Here is a 20,077-nt window from a genome sequence, read left to right on the forward strand (position 1 = left end):
CACAACGGTATGCTAAGAACAAAAATGCCGTTCACTCTTAAGTGAACGGCATTAGCTACATGAGCAGGTTTTATTTTTTATTAGTAACTTAAGCTACCAAATCACTGAACTGATTACTTAGTTAGGTCATCAAAGAAGTTTTTCACGCCGCTGAAGAAACCTTCAGATTTTGGCTTGTGCTTGCTTGCAGCTTCACCACAACATGTTTCTTCAAATTCGCGCAGTAGTTCTTTTTGACGAGAGCTTAGCTTAACCGGTGTTTCAACCACTAGCTTAACGATTAGGTCACCCACACCGCCGCCACGAACGCCTTTCACGCCTTTGCCACGCATACGGAACATACGGCCCGTTTGTGTCTCTTCTGGCACTTTAAGGTTTACACGGCCATCGAGTGTTGGAACTTCAACTTCACCACCTAAAGCAGCCATAGAGAAGCTTACTGGCACTTCGCAGTAAAGGTTGTTGCCGTCACGCTCAAAGATATTGTGCTCTTTTACGTGTACTTGTACGTACAAGTCGCCAGCTGGAGCGCCGTGCTCCCCTGCTTCGCCTTCGCCAGATAGACGAATGCGATCACCAGTATCAACACCTGCTGGGATCTTAACGTTAAGCGTTTTCGTCTTCTGTTTACGACCTTGGCCATGACATGAGTTACATGGGTCTTTGATGATCTTGCCTTTACCATTACAAGTAGGACAAGTCTGTTGAACCGCAAAGAAACCTTGGCGCATTTGTACCTGGCCGTGGCCATGACAAGTACCACACGTTTGTGCAGAAGAACCCGCTTTCGCGCCGCTACCATCACAAATGTCACATTCAACAAGTGTTGGTACTTCAATCTCTTTAGATACACCACGAACGGCTTCTTCTAGAGAAAGCTCCATGTTGTAACGCAAATCAGAACCACGTTGAGCACGCGCTTGACCGCCGCCACGACGACCGCCGCCGAAGATATCGCCAAATACGTCACCGAAGATATCGCCGAAGTCACCTTGGCCACCGCCGCCGTAACCGCCGCCACCCATGCCACCTTGTTCAAAAGCTGCGTGGCCGTATTGGTCGTAAGCTGCTTTCTTTTGAGCATCGGTTAGGATCTCGTACGCTACTTTTACTTCTTTAAATTTGTCTGCTGCGCTTTCATCACCCTGATTACGGTCCGGGTGGAATTTCATCGCTAAGCGTTTGTACGCTTTTTTAATATCGCGCTCTGATGCATCGCGGCTTACGCCTAATACTTCGTAAAAATCACGTTTTGACATGTTCTAGGTCACCAAAATAATTGCTACTGCCGAATGATCACTTCAGCAGTCTGTGTATCAATCTAGATAAAAGTTCTGTCGGCTGAAACGCCGAATAAAGCTATTATCTAGATCGACAAGTCTAAATACAAATTTACGGGCGTGAGAGTTACCTCTGACGCCCGTATCTTTAGAAATCGAAAAACGACTTTTTCTAAGCTAAAACACGTTAGTTCAAGGAGAAGGCACGGAGCTTACAAGTGTAAGTGAGTACCTTCGACGCAGAAATCACGTGTTATAGCGACGAAAAATTATTTTTTGTCTTCTTTAACTTCTTCAAACTCTGCGTCAACAACATCGTCGTCTTGCTTAGGTTGTTCACCAGCGTCAGCACCAGCTTGTTCAGCTTGAGCTTTCTGTTGAGCAATTTCCATTAGCTTTTGAGCTGCTTGCATAAGTTCTTGAACTTTAGCGTCGATAGCTTCTTTGTCGTCACCAGACTTAACTGATTCAAGAGCTTCGATAGCTGCTTCGATTTTAGCTTTCTCGTCTGCAGGTAGAGCTTCACCAGCTTCTTCTACTTGCTTCTTAGTGCCGTGAATCATTTGGTCAGCTTGGTTACGTGCAGTTACTAGCTCTTCGAACTTCTTGTCAGCTTCTTTGTTAGCTTCTGCTTCTTGAACCATTGCTTCGATCTCTTCCTCAGACAAACCGCCTGATGCTTGGATAGTGATCTTCTGCTCTTTACCTGTCGCTTTATCTTTAGCAGATACGTTCAGGATACCATCAGCATCTAGGTCGAATGTTACTTCAACTTGTGGCATGCCACGTGGTGCTGGTTGGATACCTTCTAGGTTGAACTGACCAAGAGACTTGTTGTAAGTCGCTTGCTTACGCTCACCTTGAAGAACGTGGATAGTTACTGCGCTTTGGTTGTCTTCAGCTGTAGAGAACACTTGATCCGCTTTAGTAGGGATAGTTGTGTTTTTCTCGATAAGCTTAGTCATTACGCCGCCCATCGTTTCGATACCGAAAGATAGAGGAGTAACGTCTAGAAGAAGAACGTCTTTAACTTCACCAGCTAGTACACCACCTTGAACAGCAGCACCCATTGCAACAGCTTCGTCAGGGTTCACGTCTTTACGTGGCTCTTTACCGAAGAATTCAGTTACTTTAGCTTGAACCATAGGCATACGAGTCTGACCACCCACTAGGATAACGTCAGTGATTTCGCCTACAGATAGGTCAGCATCTGCTAGAGCAACTTTTAGTGGCTCAAGAGAACGTTGAACTAGGTCTTCAACTAGAGACTCAAGCTTCGCACGAGTCACTTTGATGTTCATGTGCTTAGGACCAGTCGCATCAGCAGTAACGTAAGGTAGGTTTACGTCAGTTTGAGTCGTAGAAGAAAGCTCGATTTTCGCTTTTTCTGCTGCTTCTTTAACACGCTGCATTGCTAGTGGATCAGCTTTAAGGTCAATACCTTGCTCTTTCTTGAACTCATCTACTAGGTAGTTGATCATGCGGTTATCGAAATCTTCACCACCAAGGTGAGTATCACCGTTAGTTGAAAGAACTTCGAAAGTCTTCTCGCCTTCTACTTCATCGATTTCGATGATAGAGATATCGAATGTACCACCACCAAGGTCGTATACAGCGATAGTGCGATCACCACCTTGCTTGTCTAGGCCATAAGCCAGAGCAGCAGCAGTAGGTTCGTTGATGATACGTTTAACATCTAGACCAGCGATACGGCCAGCATCTTTCGTTGCTTGACGTTGAGCATCGTTGAAGTAAGCAGGAACAGTTACTACTGCGCCAGTTACTTCTTCGCCTAGGAAGTCTTCAGCTGTTTTCTTCATTTTCTTAAGAACTTCAGCAGATACTTGAGGAGCAGCCATTTTTTGGCCTTGCGCTTCAACCCATGCATCACCGTTATCAGCTTTAACAATGTTAAAAGGCATGATTTCGATATCGCGTTGAACTTCTTCATCTTCAAAACGACGACCGATTAGACGCTTAATCGCGTATAGCGTGTTTTGAGGGTTAGTAACAGCTTGACGTTTCGCAGGTTGACCAACTAGCGTCTCGCCTTCAGTGTATGCGATTACCGATGCTGTTGTGCGTTCGCCTTCAGCATTTTCTAATACGCGTGGTTTGTCACCGTCAAGAACAGCAACACAAGAGTTAGTAGTACCTAAATCAATACCAATGATTCGACCCATCAGGCTTTCTCCGAATAAATTCTATTTAGTTTTTTGCTATACCCACTATGTGGGGGGTAGTAATCAGGGATTCAACCCTAATACACAAATTTAAGTGCAAATGTAATTTGCTTTCGTATGCACCATAGATAAGGGCTCACGAATCCTTTTCAAGGGGGATACTGGATTTTTTCACATTTATTTTGATAAAAGGAATGGTTAGACACGAATACATATCATTACCTTCACATAAGCCCAGTAACTGGGTTTATCACCCAATAAAAAACGGAGCCACTTAGGCTCCGTTTGTCTATTCAGGCTTTCCACTTAGATTTCATCTATAGAGGAAAATCTCTGATTACGCTTCTGCTTTCTTTAGCTCAGCTTCTTCGTTTGTTTCAACGCCGATTTCGCCTTCAGACTTAGCAACGATAGTGTTAACCGCTGTATCACCTACTACGTTAGAAGAAGTACAGAACATATCGTTGATACGGTCTACCGCAGCAATGATAGCTAGACCTTCTGGTGGTAAACCTAGTTGGTGCAATAGAACACCTACCATTACAACACCACCACCTGGAACACCACCAGCACCGATAGACAGTAGCAAGATAGTTAGACCCAGAGTAAAGATGTCAGCCGTGTTGATTGGTTGACCGAATGCGTTTGCTACGAACATTGTCGCGAGTGCGATGTAGATAGAGACACCAGACATGTTCATTGTCGCACCCAGTGGTACACCGAAGCCTGCCACAGATCTTGATACACCAAGCTTTTCAGTTAGAGTGCGCATCGTTACTGGGATAGTCGCGTTCGAGCTTGCCGTCGATAGTGAGAAAAGGATTTGCTCACGAGTTGCACGTAGGAATTGCTTAGGCGTAATACCTGTCGCGATACCAACCATCATTGGGTAGAAGAAGAAAATCCAGAACACTAGCATCGCAACAACAAGCGCTACATAGCCCGCTACAGACATAAGTGTCTCAGCGTTCAGTGTCGCACCTAGTTGAATCATCAGAGCGAATACACCAAATGGCGCCAAGCTCATTACTAGGCCGATAAGCTTCATCATGATTTCGTTAGCCATCTTGAACGTTTTGATCGCTGGACCGCCACGTGAATCAAGAGCCTGAATAGCAAGACCAGTCAAAATTGCCATGAAGATGATCTGTAGCATGTCGCCGCTTGCAAACGCCTGAACTGGGTTGCTAGGAACGATGTTCACAACAAGAGAGAAGATATCTGGAGTTTCAGTTGTTGTTAGTTGAACTGTCTCAGAGATCGTTCCGGCTAAATCTGCGCCAGCACCCGGTTGGAAAATAAGGCCAACAGTTAGGGCTGCAGAAATCGCGATGATGGTGTTGATAATGTAAAGAGCAAAAGTTTTACCACCTAGGCGACCGAAAGAACGGATGTCTTTCAATTCAACAATTCCGCAAACGATAGATACGTATACCAGTGGAACAACCAATAGTTTGATCAAAGAGACAAACATACCACCGACACCTTCTGCTAGACCTAGCAGGTAAGTATCAAATACTGCAATACCGTTGAATAGGTACTGAATAGCAGTACCAATAAGTAGGCCGGCAAACAAGCCTACAAAAATCTTACTTGAGAGCGATTTATCCATCGTTCTTCTCCAGTTTGTTGTGTTTGAAATTTGTACTTTTATAGTTATATATGCGAGTCAAATCGCTATATCGCAGTGGATTTTACATACAAAGATAACAATTAAAAGCATTTATTTACAAAAACATTACAAGTGTGACATCAAAACATTTCTTAATTAACAACCAGTTTCATAATATAAAACTCTAAATCATTGTTCTGGGCAATATAAAAGGAACAACATTCTTAATGCGGTTTTGATGACTATTTACGTGGGTTCTCAAGTTATAGGCACAAAAAAAGAGAGGCATATGCCTCTCTTTTCATTTTACGTAAACCAGTGATTTATTTTGTCGCCGCGACTTACTCAGTCAATGCGCGACTCAATCACTTGGCAGCGTAACACGTCATTACTTAGCAACCATAACCATCGCAGGGCGAACCACACGACCGTTTAACTCGTAACCTTTTTGCATTACGAACATAACCGTGTTTGATTCGTGATCTGGACTTTCTTGGATAGACATCGCTTGGTGGAATTCAGGATTGAACACTTCACCTTCAGGGTTGATCTCTTTAAGACCAAACTTAGCAACTGTGTCTACGAACGTTTTGTGCGTTAGCTCAACACCTTCAAACAGTGGCTTAACCACTTCGTTTTCAGCATCTGCCGCTTGCATTGCACGCTCTAGGTTGTCGATGACAGGAAGTAGACCTTCAGCAAACTTGTTCAAAGCGAATTTACGCGCCTTATCAATTTCTTGCTCGCTACGGCGACGCATGTTTTCAACTTCAGCTTTTGCGCGAAGAACAGAATCTTGCTGCTCTTTCACTTTAGATTCGCTAGAAAGTAGTGCAGCTTCTAGTTGAGCGATTTTTGCTTCTTGCTCATCAACAGACTCTTCATTTAGCTCAGCTTCTTCAACTTTCTCAGCTTCAGCAATGATTTGATCTAGCTCTTCTTCCGTTACTTTGTTTTCTTCGTTGCTCATGATCTCTCCAGAATTCGTTTTCAATGCAAGTGACAGGTGTGTTTGCACCCCAAATTGATATAAAACACTCGCATAGACGTTCAACTTGCCTTTATTATGGGGATGAAGAATTTTGATTCAAGCCTAATTCGTTTGGAAACGTTATGAAAAAGCCATTTGAAGTCATCGCCATTATTGGTAAACCTCGAGATCAGCAAGCAATTCAGACTCATAGAGAGCTCTATCAGTGGTTAAGTACTGAGGGTTATCAAGTGTTTGTGGATGACAGACTCGCTACAATTTTAGACGATATCCCACAAGAACATTTTTCTAGCCTAATTGAATTAGGTAAACGCGCCGATCTCGCCATTGTGGTGGGTGGTGACGGAAATATGCTCGGTGCCGCTAGAATCTTGTCACGTTTCGATATTTCAGTGATTGGCGTAAACCGAGGAAACCTAGGTTTCCTTACCGATCTTAATCCTGAAAACTTCCAGAGTGCGCTTACTGATGTACTCAAGGGTGAATTCATGGAAGAAGAGCGCTTCTTACTTGAAACTGAAATTCATCGTCATGGCCAAATAAAAAGCCACAACGCCGCACTCAACGAAGCAGTACTTCACCCCGGTCAAGTCGCACATATGATCGAGTTCGAAGTGTATATCGATGACAGCTTCGCCTTCTCACAGCGTTCTGATGGCTTGATCGTCTCAACACCGACAGGTTCAACCGCCTATTCACTTTCTGGTGGTGGTCCTATCCTGTCATCAAGCTTAAATGCAATTTCATTAGTACCGATGTTCCCGCACACCCTTTCAAGCCGACCACTTGTGGTGGATGGAAAGCGTCGTATCAAGCTGATTGTATCGCCTGATAACCGCGGAACTCAGGAAGTCAGTTGTGATGGTCAAATCTCGCTACCGGTTTCCCCTGGCGATGAGATCCATATTTACCAAAGCCCGAATGTGCTCAAGCTGATCCACCCTAAAGATTACAATTACTACCATGTTCTACGTAACAAACTAGGTTGGTCGAGTAAGCTGTTCTAAAAGAATAAAAGCTCCAGAAGTAACCGAATTATGAAAGGCTGACGACGTTCGTCAGCCTTTTTTATTGCCCATAGAAAGCCCGTCGGCTCTCGCTTCTCGTCAATTTGCTTATACCGTCATTCTCAAGAGGGAGGAACGACTGAGTTGGGAATCTATAGCGGTTTCAGTGATCTACGGACGCGCTCAATTCTGAGATCGGTCACAAAAAATTTTCACCTGTCGACTTTACTGTATAAAGAAACAGTATATACTGAGCTTATATACAGTATTGTTCAGTTATACAGGTAAATAAAAATGCTGGCTCATCTAAGTGTTAATAATTTCGCTATTGTTAAGTCTTTACAGCTAGAACTCTCTAAAGGCATGACAACAATCACCGGAGAAACTGGTGCGGGTAAATCTATCGCTATCGACGCTTTAGGCTTGTGTCTTGGAGGAAGATCTGATGCAGGAATGGTTCGACAAGGTGAAGAAAAAACCGAAGTCAGTGCCGCTTTTTTACTTGAGAACAATCTGCATGCTACCCGCTGGTTAGAAGACAATGAACTGCTTGATGGCGGTGAATGCATCCTACGCAGAACCATCTCTAAAGAAGGTCGTTCTCGCGCATTCATCAACGGCAGTCCCGTGCCTCTTTCACAATTAAAATCGCTTGGACAGCTGTTGATCAACATTCATGGTCAGCACGCGCACCATCAGTTGATGAAAAGCGACTACCAAATGGCCATGCTTGATCAATACGCAGGTCACTTGAACCTATTGAAATCGACACGTAATGCTTACCAAGCCTGGCGACAAGCCGATAACCACTTAAAAGAGTTACGTGAAAATAGCCAGCAAAACCAAGCTCAAAAACAACTTCTTGAATACCAAATCAAAGAGTTAAATGAGCTGTCTATTGGGGAGGAAGAATATGAAGACCTCGAACAAGAGCATAAGCGCCTCTCCAATAGCGGAGAACTGGCCACAACCTGCCAACAAGCTATCGAGCTTATTTATGAAGGCGAAGAAGTTAATGCGCTTGGTATTCTGCAATCGGCCAATAACTCCTTAATTCAGTTAGCGGAGCTAGATGAAAGATTGGCTGAGTTACCAAACTTATTGTCTGAAGCCATTATTCAGATAGAAGAAACCAATAACGAGTTAAGAACATACCTAGATGGCATTGATGTCGATCCAGGTCGTATGGCTTACGTTGAAGAGCGTTTCTCAAAAGTAATGTCGATGTCTCGTAAACATCACGTGTTGCCAGAAGAGCTCTATAAGCATCATCAAGACTTATTACAACAAGTTGAAGCGCTTGATTGCTCTGATGAAAAGTTGGAAGAATTAGCCAACGAAGTAGAAAACCAATACCAATCGTTCGTGGCTAAATCAGAGAAGCTTCATAAATCTCGAATTCGTTACGCAAAAGAACTCAACAAGCTGATCACGCAAAGCATGCACGAACTGAGCATGGAAAAAGCGCAGTTTGCCATTGAAGTAAACAACACCAACACGCACCCTTCCCCATTGGGTATGGATAACGTGACATTCATTGTTTCGACCAACCCAGGCCAACCAATGCAGCCGATCGCTAAAGTGGCCTCTGGTGGTGAGTTATCACGAATCTCACTGGCGATTCAGGTGATCACAGCGCAAAAAGTGGATACACCAAGCCTTATTTTCGATGAAGTCGATGTGGGTATCAGTGGACCAACGGCTGCGGTTGTCGGAAAAATGCTACGTAAGCTGGGCGAATCAACCCAAGTTATGTGTGTGACGCACCTACCTCAAGTGGCAGGTTGCGGTCACCAACAGCTGTTTGTTGCCAAGAACACGAAATCAGGTAAAACCGAAACTCAAATGCACACGCTTGATGAGCAACAACGCGTTTCAGAGCTTGCTCGACTGCTTGGTGGCAGCCAGATTACCGAATCGACACTGGCCAACGCAAAAGAGTTATTAATCGCAGCATAGGTTACATATTCGGCAACTTTCTGATAATTTACCGAAAATTCTTGGCAATTTTGCAACTTAATTCAAAATTGCCAGTCATAACAAGCTCAAAGCGCAAGGAGCTTTTTACTTCTTGCTGGAGCTTGTTTATTATCAGGCAGTATTTTAGCGAAGAAAGATCTCAAACTATGCGAATTAAAAAGTGGTTAGTTGCAGTTCCACTAGCACTAACAATGTTGACCGGTTGCTCTCTACTAGAGAAGTTGGTTTATCGAATTGACATCAATCAGGGTAACTATGTTGAACAAGAAGCTGTCGATCAGCTAAAGTTTGGCATGACAAAAACACAAGTTCGTTACGTTATGGGCTCACCTATGCTTATCGAAAATGGCTATCCAGATACGTGGTACTACATTTACCACCACCAAAAAGGCCATAACGACCCTATCCAGAAAAACCTTGTCGTGAACTTTGATGCCACAGGCACTCTAGTAACGATCAATGGTGACTTTGAAGCCAGTGATGAGTTCTTCGAAAGCCTTCGCTAGCTTTCAACTAACAAAGCTTTCCAGTCAACAAAGCTCTTAGCCGATAAAGCTATCAGTCGACAAAGCTATAGGTCGACAAAGCAAGAATCGCAAAAGCCTGCTCACTTCACACGAGTAGGCTTTTTAATATCTGCTAACAAATTATCTGCGTTGTCTAACCAGCAAGCACAAAAAAGCTCGCCAATATAGCGAGCTCTCTTCTTAGTCAAACTTGTTTGGCATTACGATTTAGCTGCGGCCGCTTTTGCTTGCTCAGCACGCTTACGGCGAATCTCTTTTGGATCGGCTAACAGTGCTCGGTATATTTCGATACGATCTTTATCACGCACCGTCGCATCTAGCTTAACGTTACGGCTGAATACGCCAACCTTGTTTTTTGCTAAGTCGATCTCTGGGTACAATTCCAAAACGCCAGACTGCGCAATGATCTCTTCAACGGTCGCGTGCTTGTTTACTACTAAATTAAACACACGCTGTTCATGCGGAAGTGCAAACACAACCTCAACGTGGATCATATCCGATTCAATAGTCATGGCTTAGTAGACCTGTTTCGCGCGTTGAGTAAAAGCAGTGACCATATTACTCGTCAGCTCATTGAAAACCTTACCAAATGCCATTTCAATCATTCGGCTAGAGAATTCAAACTCTAACTTAAGCTCAACCTTACACGCTTGCTCATCGAGCGGAGTAAAATACCAACCGCCCTGTAGCTTTTTAAACGGGCCGTCCACCAGCTCCATCAAGATCTCAGCACCATCCGCTAAGCGGTTAGATGTGGTAAATGTTTTGCTAATACCAGCTTTAGAGACATCAACCGAAGCCACCATAGTTGAATCTGAAGATTCGATCACACGTGAACCAGAACACCCTGGCAAAAACTCGTGATAACGAGCAACATCATTGACCAAGCTGAACATCTGGTCGGCACTAAACGACACTAATGCTGAACGAGTAACCTTTGGCATATAGACTCCTGTTAAAGACAGCGTTACATTAACACAAACTGCAATTTTAATTGTATTGGGCCAGAGCGCAAATAAAAAGGATTCCCCAACTAGGGTGCAATCCGTATAATGAGGCCATTATGGCAAAGAATAAATCAAAATCAAAAGCCGGTAGTAATACCATTGCGCTTAATAAGAAAGCTCGCCACGAATATTTCATCGATGATGAGATAGAAGCGGGGCTTGAGCTACAAGGCTGGGAAGTAAAATCCCTACGTGAAGGCAAAACCAATATCGCAGAAAGCTACGTCTACATCCGAGACGGCGAAGCATTCATCAGTGGTATGACGATCACTCCGCTAACTCAAGCGAGTACTCATATCGTGGCGAACCCAACACGCATCCGTAAACTACTAATGTCGAGAAAAGAACTCGACAACCTTATCGGTCGTATTAACCGTGAAGGCATGACACTTGTCGCAACCGCGCTTTACTGGTCTCGCTCTTGGGCGAAGATTAAAGTTGGCGTAGCGAAAGGTAAAAAGCTGCACGATAAACGTACTGATATGAAAGAAAAAGATTGGGCGAGAGATAAAGCACGAATTATGAAGAGTAATTTGCGTTAATTTTAAGCACTTAAACGCACAGTGCTAGACAGGCAAAGCTTTTCTGGTACTATGCAAATAACACTTGGGGCTGATTTAGGATTCGACAGGAATTTTGAAGTCTGAGGTGCATGCCGTGGGGCGGTTGGCCACGTTAAAAGCCGCAAAAAAATAGTCGCAAACGACGAAAACTACGCACTAGCAGCTTAATAACCTGCTCAGAGCTCTCTTACCCTAGCTTCCGCTCGTAAGACGGGGACCAATAAGAGATCAAACCCAAACTAGCTAGCGCGGATTCTCCCACCTGAGAGGAAAAGCGCGAATAACAATTCAGGTTAGCCTTTAACTAGCGTGTCGGTTCGCAGGTTGCTGGTGAAATTAAAGATCGACTAAGCATGTAGTACCAATGATGAATGATTTTTGGACGCGGGTTCAACTCCCGCCAGCTCCACCAAACGTTTGGAAAGGGCCAACTCGAAAGAGTTGGCCCTTTTTGTATTTTATAATCATCAATTATGCTGTCGGTACTAAACGCGCTACCTTTCATTCACAGGGTGACGCACGGTGTAAAGTGCTTTTGATTCCCATGACTTTAGTTTCGAACCATCTCATGCGCTTCAAAGTCAGTATTTCTAATTAACTTTTATGTGGCATATTTGATCTACTTACGTGTAACCATCACCTCACCTTACCCGCATGGATAATCGCCAATCGCAGAAAAACTTAGCGACAAGTCTAATAAAGGCTGGTATCCACCTTCTTGCAATACCTCTTTAAGCTAAAGGCTTTGATTATCCCCTGAAAGGTATAAAGTTATATATATCCCTTTGTTGGGATAGCACGGCCAATATCCTCTAATGGGGGTCAAGCCTCATAATATGAAGTGACAACTTGTGATTTATAGCCCACAACAATTAGCCAATACTTTATTGCTAATACGCAAAAAAATAAATGGACTCAGTTCGAAGTGGCAAAGAGAGTCGCATAAAGCAAGCTACCATTTCTAACTTTGAAACTAGACCAGATAAAGCCACGCTCTCTACCATGTTTAAAATCATTCAAGCCTTAGACCTGACAGTAAAGGTTGAAACAAGAAGTGAGAGCAAGACAATGTGTAATGCCTTTGTATTACACACAATACTTGAACGACCTCCGATAGAGAGTTAGCCATACTTTAGGTATCTCAAAGCCCCATGGCTTTGAGTTTTCTATTGTTCTTTCATTACATAAAGTAAATCACATTAGACTTTTAATAAGATCGCCAAGTTTGTAAGCATAAAAGCTCACTACTGTAGACTTTTATGTGATAACTCAATGTATTCACCATAAAAGTGAACTTTAATAGACTTTTATTTAAAATCTACGTATAAATAACTTAAAAGTCTACTAAGACATACTTTATTGCATCATGCTATATGGAGGTTCTATGGTTAAGAAAGTAAAAGCAACTGAGTCACCAGATCTAAGCCAGGTGTTCACACCATCACTACTTGGTGAGGCGATCAAAGCAAAAAGAACTCAAAGTAAAATCACTCAGCAAGATGCAGCATTGCTTTCTGGTGTTTCAAAACAAACCTACATAAAAATTGAACAAGGCAGCTCCGATATTAAACTAACCTCTTTAATGAAAGTTGTGTCTGCTCTAGGAATAAAGATATCGATACAACCATGGCAAGACTTAGATGCTTCAGTCTCATCACAGGAGAAAGGTAATGACGTCTGGGTCTAATCAATACATCCTCGATATAGTCTATAGCCAGCAAGTCATAGGCAAACTATCACTGAGTAAAGAAAGTGATGCTCTATCTGTAATCTACAAGCAAGATTGGATTGATAATGGGTTTCCCATATCGCCACACCTTCCATTTAACTCTGATATACCATCAGTCAATATCAGGAGGTTCTTACAGAATTTGCTCCCTGAAAATAAAGGGTTAGATTATTTGATCGACTTTCTTGGCGTATCACGTTCAAACGTATTTGCACAAGTTGGTGGTATTGGAACAGATACATCAGGTGCAATGATGTTCTTATCTGAAGGTGTTTCTCCAGTTCAAACTGAAACCTCTTTCAACCCAATCAACGATAGTGAATTAATTAAGAAACTATCTGACCCTGAGCTTTGGTATTTAGAAATATGGGAAGGAAAACCAAGACTATCAGTAGCGGGGGTTCAATCTAAGCTAAACGTTTTATCTATCGATGGAAACTTAGGGTTTGGAGAGGGTGAACTATGCTCAACTCATATTGTGAAGTTCGAAAAAAATGACCAACAACACCTTGTCATAAATGAATTTGTGACGATGAAGTTAGCGAAGCTAGTTGAACTAGATGTTGCTGATGTTGAGTTGCGGTATTTTGACCAATTTCCAGCCTTAATTGTAGAGAGATTTGATCGAAAGCTATTTAGCTCAACAAGTGTGAAACGAAGGCATATGATCGATGCCAGTCAAGCTTGTAACCTAGGTGTCGATAGAAAGTATGAACGAAACTTAGGTAAACAAAGAGATGTCAGTCATATTCGTGATGGTGTCAGCTTCACCCGACTTTTTTCGGTAACAGAGCAATGTGAAAACCCATTAGTGGCAAAACTAGCGATCCTAAAGTGGGCAATGTTCAATCTCTGCATTTATAACGCAGATGCACATGGCAAAAACTTCAGTTTCTTTGTCCAAAAATCGGGCTTAACACCAACGCCACTTTACGATCTAGTCAATGTAAGGATGTACCCTGAATTTGAGCAGGATCTTGCGATGGCAATTGGGGATGAATTTGACTCAGATTCTATTAATGCCTACCAACTTGTAGAGTTTGCTGACGATTGTGGTATTTCACCAAAATTGCTTCAACAAAGCCTAGTAAAGATCGCAAATGACATTATAAACAACATTGATGATGCTATATCTCTCGTCACTCCGACTTCTGATTCACAATTACCTTATTTAAACCGATACCGTGAAATCGTTGTGGCTAGATGTAAGCACTTCCTTAAACAATCACCACTCATCACTCATCACTCATCACTGAAATTGAGCTTTAACTTATAGATAAGCTATCTAATCAGAATATAGAAAGCACAAAAAGCAAAAGCTCTTTGTGCTTTCTACTTGATAATTAACGCAGCCAGTTCAGTTACTGATGAGGAAGTTGAACCGATAGAAATTAGATAAGTTTAGGTGTTACTCCATATCACCTAGCACATAATCTTCATCGCTACTGACTACTGCGCCGTGCTTCAAGAAGTTCTTACCTAGGATCATGCTGTATTCAAAGCGAGAGCGATCTTGAAGGTTTACCCTCACCTCTTTCTCTAAGCCACCTAACTTCACCTTCATTTCGACCACAGGGCGAATGTTTACCTTCTCGCCTTTCTTGGCTTTGATGCGCATTACATCAATCACTGGCTTGGTGAAATCTTGCTTATCGCCTTGGTTGTTTTGATAGGTAAAGCTCACCATGTCTTGGCCGTCTTTCTTAAATCGTTTGATGTTGACTGCGTTCATTGAGCTGACATCTGCGCCAGTATCCAACTTGGCCGGGAACTTCATGCCGTTGACTTCAACAACCTCGATGTGCCCTACTTTAAATAAAGGCTCCGATTTCAAAAGATAATCAGATCGAGTATTCACATATACCCCATCTTTCGCCATCTTCTTACCTAGAATGAAGTACGCTTCTTTTTCATTGCTGTTAAGCACATCGATAGCAAACTCTTGTTGGCGAACTTTACCAGCTCCCAAAAACTCACCACTTACAACCGGGCGAGTATCATCACCGACCTTAAGCTTCTTAATAATTGGCTTTGTTATCTTCTGCTTCTCACCATTTACATCTGTAAGATAAAATTCAACAGAAGCCTCTTTGCCTTTACCTGTCATTTCAAAACTGTCGACCTTCAACAAAGGCGTGTTGACAGTAAATGAAGCAACAGCCTTCATAGGGAAACCATCTAATGTGATATCTTCTTCCGGTGAGATAATCAGTGGCTCAGTCTTTTTCGTGACATCTCTGAAATTCTCAGATCCTTCTGAAAGAATATTCTCAGCACTGGTGTCAATCATAAAAAGCTCACTTGCTGTATCAGTGCCCAATCTGAGCTGTGAGCTGCTATTCGAACGGTCACGTAGGTACACCAGAACGTCTTTAGTTGTGTTTTCATCGAGTTGAACCGGCACATACACCAAAGGTCTTTTTTTACCACCTACACTTAACATACGAACTAATGGCAGTGTCATCTCTTTCTGCTTACCATCGTTGTCGAACATATCAAACGTCACTTCACTGTTCTTCTTATCTACATCGATCTCTTTCGCATGAAGAATGCTGTAGCGATTTTTTAATGAGAAGGTCGCGTTCATCGCCATTCCCGAGATAGACATCACCTCTTTTCGGCCAACAACCGTCGCGTTTTCCTGCTCCTGCAAATAGTCGTAACCAGCAAACACCAGTGCGTTATCCGCAAGGAAGGTTTTGCCGATCAATACTGGCGCAGAGAAGTGGCTTCTGTCGGTCAGGTTAACGTCTGTTTTTAACTCTTGATCCGCAATGGTCAGCGACATTTTGACAGTAGGGCGAAGCAAAGGCGTGCTGCTGGTGCGGCTGCGTATTATGCTGACACGCTCTAAAGGCGCTTCGATTAATACCATGTCACCCGTACGTGGGTTTTGAACCTTGAAAGAGACCACAGCTTCATATTTCGCAAAGGTGCTGCCATCCCAATCATCGTAATCAACATCGGAATTGTTCAACAGGTCTTCGGTTAACGCCGCCATCAACTCTTTGTCTTTGAGGTTTTTGTAGTCGGCATTAGAGCTCTTCACATGAATGTCTTCCGCATGCATAGAAGTGGTTTCTGCACCGGTATCGATTTTACCAATGAAAGGAACGTCTTTTAGCCCTTGAACGCTAGATAGGTATACATTCTCTGTACGCCCTAATACCGCCTTACCATCGAGTTCGTAGGTCGGATTTTGAGTGGTGTGTGAAGTGTCTGTAGCCAAAGAATACTGTGAAAAAAGTAGAGTGCTTAAAAGAGTTAGAGCCAAAGGTATCTTTTTCATTAGTTGGTCCGTTGTGATCAGTTCACTAATAATACTGGCGATTCGGAAAATAGTTCCCCCACCAGCAATGGTTCTCACATAACGTTAACGCTATGAGTTTTTCGATGACAAACCGATGACTTAGCGCAGCATTCGCTTATCGATTATTGACCATTGGATACCCGATAACCTTTTCAATATGTGGTGTTCTATTGAAAAAATAAATACCAAAAAGGCCAACGACAAGCGCTGACCTTAGCGATTCAAAACACACCTGAAGCGAGTTTAACTTGCTAAAACACAAACGATTCTAGATAAACATAGCACTAAAAAGTGCCGACTGTTTTCTTTGCACAGATAGCCCGAGCTTTTTCTGCGTTCTCACCTTTATTTTTGAGATAGCACTGTCGATAAGATTCGACGTAGCGCTCAAATAACACTTTGGCTTCAAGTTGTGGTTTAGAGAGCAGTTGGTTAACGAATTTTCTTGAGCCGACCTCAAAATGCTGAGTATCGATTGGGCTATTCCAATCCCCTCCCCAGATCATAAATCCGTGATGAGCAAACAGCTCAACCACATCTTCTGCCATGCCTCGGCGTTCTATTTCCTCACGCGCCCGAAAACGAGTACGGTTCACATAGCGAGTCGCAGATTGTGAAGGCTTTACCGTGATTCTTCCGTTGCTATCAAACTCTAAGAAAGGGTTTTGAACTGGGTTGATGTCCATTGCCACACCATAGGCATGTTTCGACCAACCTCCTCCGCCTGTAATAGGACGAGCGTTAAAGGCGCTGCTGTTGTTCGCGTCCATTGAGGCGCTATCATCACCTCTGAATTCACGCATTAGGCGAGCGGAATGAAGAGGAAAATTGCGCTGTTTAAGCTCTGAAAAGATTTGTTCAACAGCTGGCGCAATAACATCAAGCACGATCATATTGCCCTGTTGCGTCTCCCCTTTGAAATTAATGAAATCGAAATCCACTTTAGATAACCGCTCACAACCAACAGGCGCACCGCTGCTCAATACATTGTTCTTTTTCATCATATCGCATTGCCATTGAGATATAGGCGCAACTTGAGCATAACTCGCAGCACTGAGCACAGTGGCCAGACAGCCGACAATAAAACGTTTCATATCAAAGACTCAAAATAATAAGAGTGAAAAGTAGCAGAAGTTGGAAAGTAACATAAGTTGGAAAATAGCATATTAAGCCAAGTTGAGCGCACGATTTGTTAGCGCGCTTTATTCCAATAGACAATCTCTCTAACTCGTCCGTTCTGATCCTTGTCAGCTTCTCCACCAACATCAGAAAGTTCAGGTAAGGTCGATAATTGCGGAGCGTAATAGGCAATCAACATCAGTACAAAAGCATCGTAAATATCATCTATCGCGACGTCTTTACGCTTGGTATTTGAAATGGACAACGACAAGCAGTCACACCACTGAGGGGCAAGTTGCTGAATAATAGAAAGCCTTTCCTCTTTGCCTTCTTGTGTTCGTTTTGAAAACGTCAGCGGTTCACCTTTCAATGCTGCAAACACAACTTCAGGATGTGATTCCCTGATAGAAAGATTGGGATGAGTTTCAATGAGCTCATCAAGCTCGCGGATCTTGGGCACAATTCCCCAAGTCTGTTTAGAAAACTTCTTATCGAGCTGCTCCACATTGGCACTACACGCCGCAATGTAATCGGTTTGGTAAACCGCCTCACGACACGGAACAGGAAAAACGGAAGAGCCACGCTTACTGGTGAGAAAACGCCTTGCCGCTTTATCGCATAATCTATCTGGAGTCAGTGAATCGCTAAAGCCAATTGGCATGTCGATTAACGTCATCGAACCTGCAAATTCATCAACCAACTCATCGAGGGTGTTTACCACTTTAAACGCAGGTACCTCATTGTCTGAGACAATCCAAGCAATCCAACCCGCCTTGCAGCCATCAATTCCGATGTATTTCATTGTGTTCTCGATGATTAGTTTGTTGAGGGTTATTTGGGATAACTAGCCACTTAATGATCAGTGCCACTCATTAATTAACAGTCGGCTTTTCACGCCACGTACCTGTAAACCCATTGCATCGAACACCTCTTCAAAGTCTCGACACTTCGCAGGGATGTTAGGTAACGAAAGAGCGGCTTCTGAGAAGAATTGTTGTTCAAAATGAGCCGAATCGCTCCACGCCAATTGCCACCATTCGAGAATACGAAACTTAGACGCTCGAAGTTTTTCAGCCGTAGGAACTTTGTCACTTTTGCTTAGGTTCTCTTTGCTTGTGGTCGGAAAGAGGTTCCACTTGTCGTTATTCGGCCAATAAGCAAAAGGCAAGCAGTGATCAACGTGATACTCATTTTTTAATGATTTTCCACTCCAGACACTGACAATATCGGCACGTTCAGATCTAAGTTGTTCGACACGTTTACGCACATCGCGAGTATCGTGGTTTTGATCGATCCATACCAAGCAGTCGTGATACGTCTGTAGTGAGATACTTCGCTGTCGGTTCAACTCGAAACGCTGCATCTCCATGACCCATTGATTCACCACCAGCGGTTCAATCCAAGAGTGGTAGATTCTAAAGCACTCCCACAGGCTTTCATCGAGAGTGAAATAGCCAAAGCTTTCTAAGAACTCACTATCAATGACCAGTGATTCTCGGCTCTTCCGTCGTTTCTGAGGTGGGTATATATCGAATAGTCGGTTGTCTTTCGAGCCTTGATAAATAAAAGTCACAGGCCCTGATTTAATGGTGCTGATCGTTTGTGAAAACAGCTTCTGTAGTGCCTTGGCTTCATCGCCGAGAAACATAGAGCCTATCGCTAGATCATCAGCACTGAGATGTTTGAGTTTATTCCAACCATCCTCTTTTACAAATCCGAGGCCTTTACTCGTGTTGCTATTTTGCTGAATTCCAGCGCCTTCTATATCGATATCAATCAAACGCTTAAACTGCCTTACCCAATACAGAGCAACTAAGCCCACTGGTAGAGAAATTTTCCCATCCGTTCGATCAATCACGGCGCCTGAATGCGCATCCGCAATTCGCAGTAATGTTCTCAACAAAGCCAACTTGTATGTGGCCGACTTATTGTCATTCACAATAATGTGGCGCACCTTGTTCAAGTCACTGGAGCCATCGTCTGGCAGTGTCATCACCACGGTTTGCCACCACACTTCACTGCGGTTCAATGTATCTTGGCTATCATCAACATGACGAACCAACAAGGCGCTATTTTTTGATAAACGCTCGAGCTCTTCAACCGAGACTTCATAGCCTTGTCGACTATCTTGAAACTCCCCATGACGTAGAGTTATCACCAACTTGCCATTTGGAGCCAGCAAGTTAGACAACTTTCTAAATGCACGCTCTCGATGAGACGAGGCTAAATGCATCCATACTGCGCTCACCAATATCAAGTCAAAACGCATTCCGAGGTTTTCAGTGCGGCTAAGCGAGGGAAGTGAATCATCAACCCAGGTAACACTTGGGCTTGTATATTTCGAGCCTTGTTCGCGTAATGAAGCACTTGGTTCTATCGCAATAACATCAGCTCCGGCTTTGTGCATCCATAGCGCATCACGACCACTTCCTGCACCAACATCTAGTACTTTATCGCCCTCTAAAGGCCAATAAGCTTGCCAGCTTTTATGTACCGTCTCGAACGTCACTGAGTTGTACTGTTCACAAAGTGTGTGAGCATTTTTATCGTAAAAAGGAATCGATGAGGACATATGCGCTATTGGGGTTAGGAGTCTATCTCAATAGTAATGGGGAGCTTAGGCGATTGCTAGCAAGTCATGTAAGTTCAGCCACACCAATCAATATTTATCGTTAGTGACTGTTTTATATCAATATCCACCTAATGAGATCGTCAGGCGAGTCACATCACGAATCAGTTTCGTCAGCAAAACAAAAACAAACAAGGTGC

The 20,077-nt window shown here is 43.2% G+C and carries 16 protein-coding genes and 1 other RNA gene; 7 read left to right on the plus strand and 10 right to left on the minus strand.

The genetic code is table 11. From position 1 onward, the window contains the following. Window positions 1–113: 113 nt before the first annotated feature. The 4 genes from dnaJ to grpE form a co-directional block, all read right to left on the minus strand. Window positions 114–1,259: a molecular chaperone DnaJ gene (gene dnaJ / locus ACED53_RS07680; RefSeq protein ID WP_017100070.1), complete on the minus strand. Its 1,146-nt coding sequence runs from the start codon at window positions 1,257–1,259 to the stop codon at window positions 114–116. Window positions 1,260–1,549: 290 nt separating this feature from the next. Then, window positions 1,550–3,463, minus strand: a complete 1,914-nt coding sequence (gene dnaK, locus ACED53_RS07685; protein WP_009848331.1) for a molecular chaperone DnaK — start codon at window positions 3,461–3,463, stop codon at window positions 1,550–1,552. Between the two features lie 337 nt (window positions 3,464–3,800). Then, window positions 3,801–5,075 (minus strand): dicarboxylate/amino acid:cation symporter, encoded by a 1,275-nt coding sequence (locus tag ACED53_RS07690; protein WP_009848330.1) that lies wholly within the window; start codon window positions 5,073–5,075, stop codon window positions 3,801–3,803. Window positions 5,076–5,463: 388 nt separating this feature from the next. Then, complete coding sequence (grpE, locus tag ACED53_RS07695; protein ID WP_009848329.1) at window positions 5,464–6,045, minus strand: nucleotide exchange factor GrpE; 582 nt, start codon at window positions 6,043–6,045, stop codon at window positions 5,464–5,466. A 143-nt stretch (window positions 6,046–6,188) separates the two neighbouring features. On the opposite strand from grpE, the gene nadK reads away from it, so the two are divergent. The 3 genes from nadK to bamE all read left to right on the plus strand — a co-directional run bounded on the left by nadK (window position 6,189) and on the right by bamE (window position 9,559). Continuing rightward, window positions 6,189–7,073 carry an NAD(+) kinase gene (gene nadK / locus ACED53_RS07700; RefSeq protein ID WP_009848328.1) on the plus strand — a complete coding sequence of 295 codons (885 nt, stop codon included), beginning with the start codon at window positions 6,189–6,191 and terminating at the stop codon, window positions 7,071–7,073. A 294-nt stretch (window positions 7,074–7,367) separates the two neighbouring features. Beyond that, window positions 7,368–9,032 carry a DNA repair protein RecN gene (gene recN / locus ACED53_RS07705; RefSeq protein ID WP_017100072.1) on the plus strand — a complete coding sequence of 555 codons (1,665 nt, stop codon included), beginning with the start codon at window positions 7,368–7,370 and terminating at the stop codon, window positions 9,030–9,032. 167 nt (window positions 9,033–9,199) lie between these two features. Further along, window positions 9,200–9,559, plus strand: coding sequence for an outer membrane protein assembly factor BamE (gene bamE, locus ACED53_RS07710; RefSeq protein ID WP_009848326.1), 360 nt, complete (start codon window positions 9,200–9,202; stop codon window positions 9,557–9,559). Between the two features lie 221 nt (window positions 9,560–9,780). On the opposite strand, the gene ACED53_RS07715 is transcribed toward bamE, so the two are convergent. After that, the gene (locus tag ACED53_RS07715) at window positions 9,781–10,092 is read right to left on the minus strand and encodes an RnfH family protein (RefSeq protein ID WP_017100073.1); all 312 of its coding nucleotides are present in this window, start codon (window positions 10,090–10,092) and stop codon (window positions 9,781–9,783) included. A gap of 3 nt (window positions 10,093–10,095) precedes the next feature. After that, window positions 10,096–10,524 carry an SRPBCC family protein gene (locus ACED53_RS07720; RefSeq protein WP_017100074.1) on the minus strand — a complete coding sequence of 143 codons (429 nt, stop codon included), beginning with the start codon at window positions 10,522–10,524 and terminating at the stop codon, window positions 10,096–10,098. A 119-nt stretch (window positions 10,525–10,643) separates the two neighbouring features. On the opposite strand from ACED53_RS07720, the gene smpB reads away from it, so the two are divergent. The 4 genes from smpB (at window position 10,644) to ACED53_RS07740 (ending at window position 14,155) form a co-directional block, all read left to right on the plus strand. After that, window positions 10,644–11,129, plus strand: a complete 486-nt coding sequence (gene smpB, locus ACED53_RS07725; protein ID WP_004735156.1) for an SsrA-binding protein SmpB — start codon at window positions 10,644–10,646, stop codon at window positions 11,127–11,129. Between the two features lie 66 nt (window positions 11,130–11,195). Continuing rightward, window positions 11,196–11,562, plus strand: a transfer-messenger RNA (tmRNA) gene (gene ssrA, locus ACED53_RS07730). Window positions 11,563–12,534: 972 nt separating this feature from the next. Further along, complete coding sequence (locus tag ACED53_RS07735) at window positions 12,535–12,837, plus strand: helix-turn-helix transcriptional regulator (protein WP_009848316.1); 303 nt, start codon at window positions 12,535–12,537, stop codon at window positions 12,835–12,837. Then, complete coding sequence (locus ACED53_RS07740; RefSeq protein ID WP_017099604.1) at window positions 12,821–14,155, plus strand: HipA domain-containing protein; 1,335 nt, start codon at window positions 12,821–12,823, stop codon at window positions 14,153–14,155. Before ACED53_RS07735 ends, ACED53_RS07740 begins: the two co-directional genes overlap by 17 nt. 132 nt (window positions 14,156–14,287) lie before the next feature. On the opposite strand, the gene ACED53_RS07745 is transcribed toward ACED53_RS07740, so the two are convergent. The 4 genes from ACED53_RS07745 to ACED53_RS07760 form a co-directional block, all read right to left on the minus strand. Then, window positions 14,288–16,168 carry a RimK/LysX family protein gene (locus tag ACED53_RS07745; protein WP_017099603.1) on the minus strand — a complete coding sequence of 627 codons (1,881 nt, stop codon included), beginning with the start codon at window positions 16,166–16,168 and terminating at the stop codon, window positions 14,288–14,290. Between the two features lie 305 nt (window positions 16,169–16,473). Further along, entirely contained in the window at window positions 16,474–17,283 is an 810-nt protein-coding gene (locus ACED53_RS07750; protein WP_017099602.1) for a M15 family metallopeptidase, read from the minus strand. A 98-nt stretch (window positions 17,284–17,381) separates the two neighbouring features. After that, a complete protein-coding gene (locus ACED53_RS07755; protein ID WP_017099601.1) occupies window positions 17,382–18,110 on the minus strand; it encodes a DUF429 domain-containing protein in 729 nt (242 codons plus the stop codon). A 57-nt stretch (window positions 18,111–18,167) separates the two neighbouring features. After that, window positions 18,168–19,880, minus strand: a complete 1,713-nt coding sequence (locus ACED53_RS07760; protein WP_017099600.1) for a bifunctional 2-polyprenyl-6-hydroxyphenol methylase/3-demethylubiquinol 3-O-methyltransferase UbiG — start codon at window positions 19,878–19,880, stop codon at window positions 18,168–18,170. Window positions 19,881–20,077 lie beyond the last annotated feature (197 nt).

Source organism: Vibrio sp. 1F169, from assembly GCF_041439605.1.
Taxonomy (GTDB): Bacteria; Pseudomonadota; Gammaproteobacteria; order Enterobacterales; family Vibrionaceae; genus Vibrio; species Vibrio tasmaniensis_A.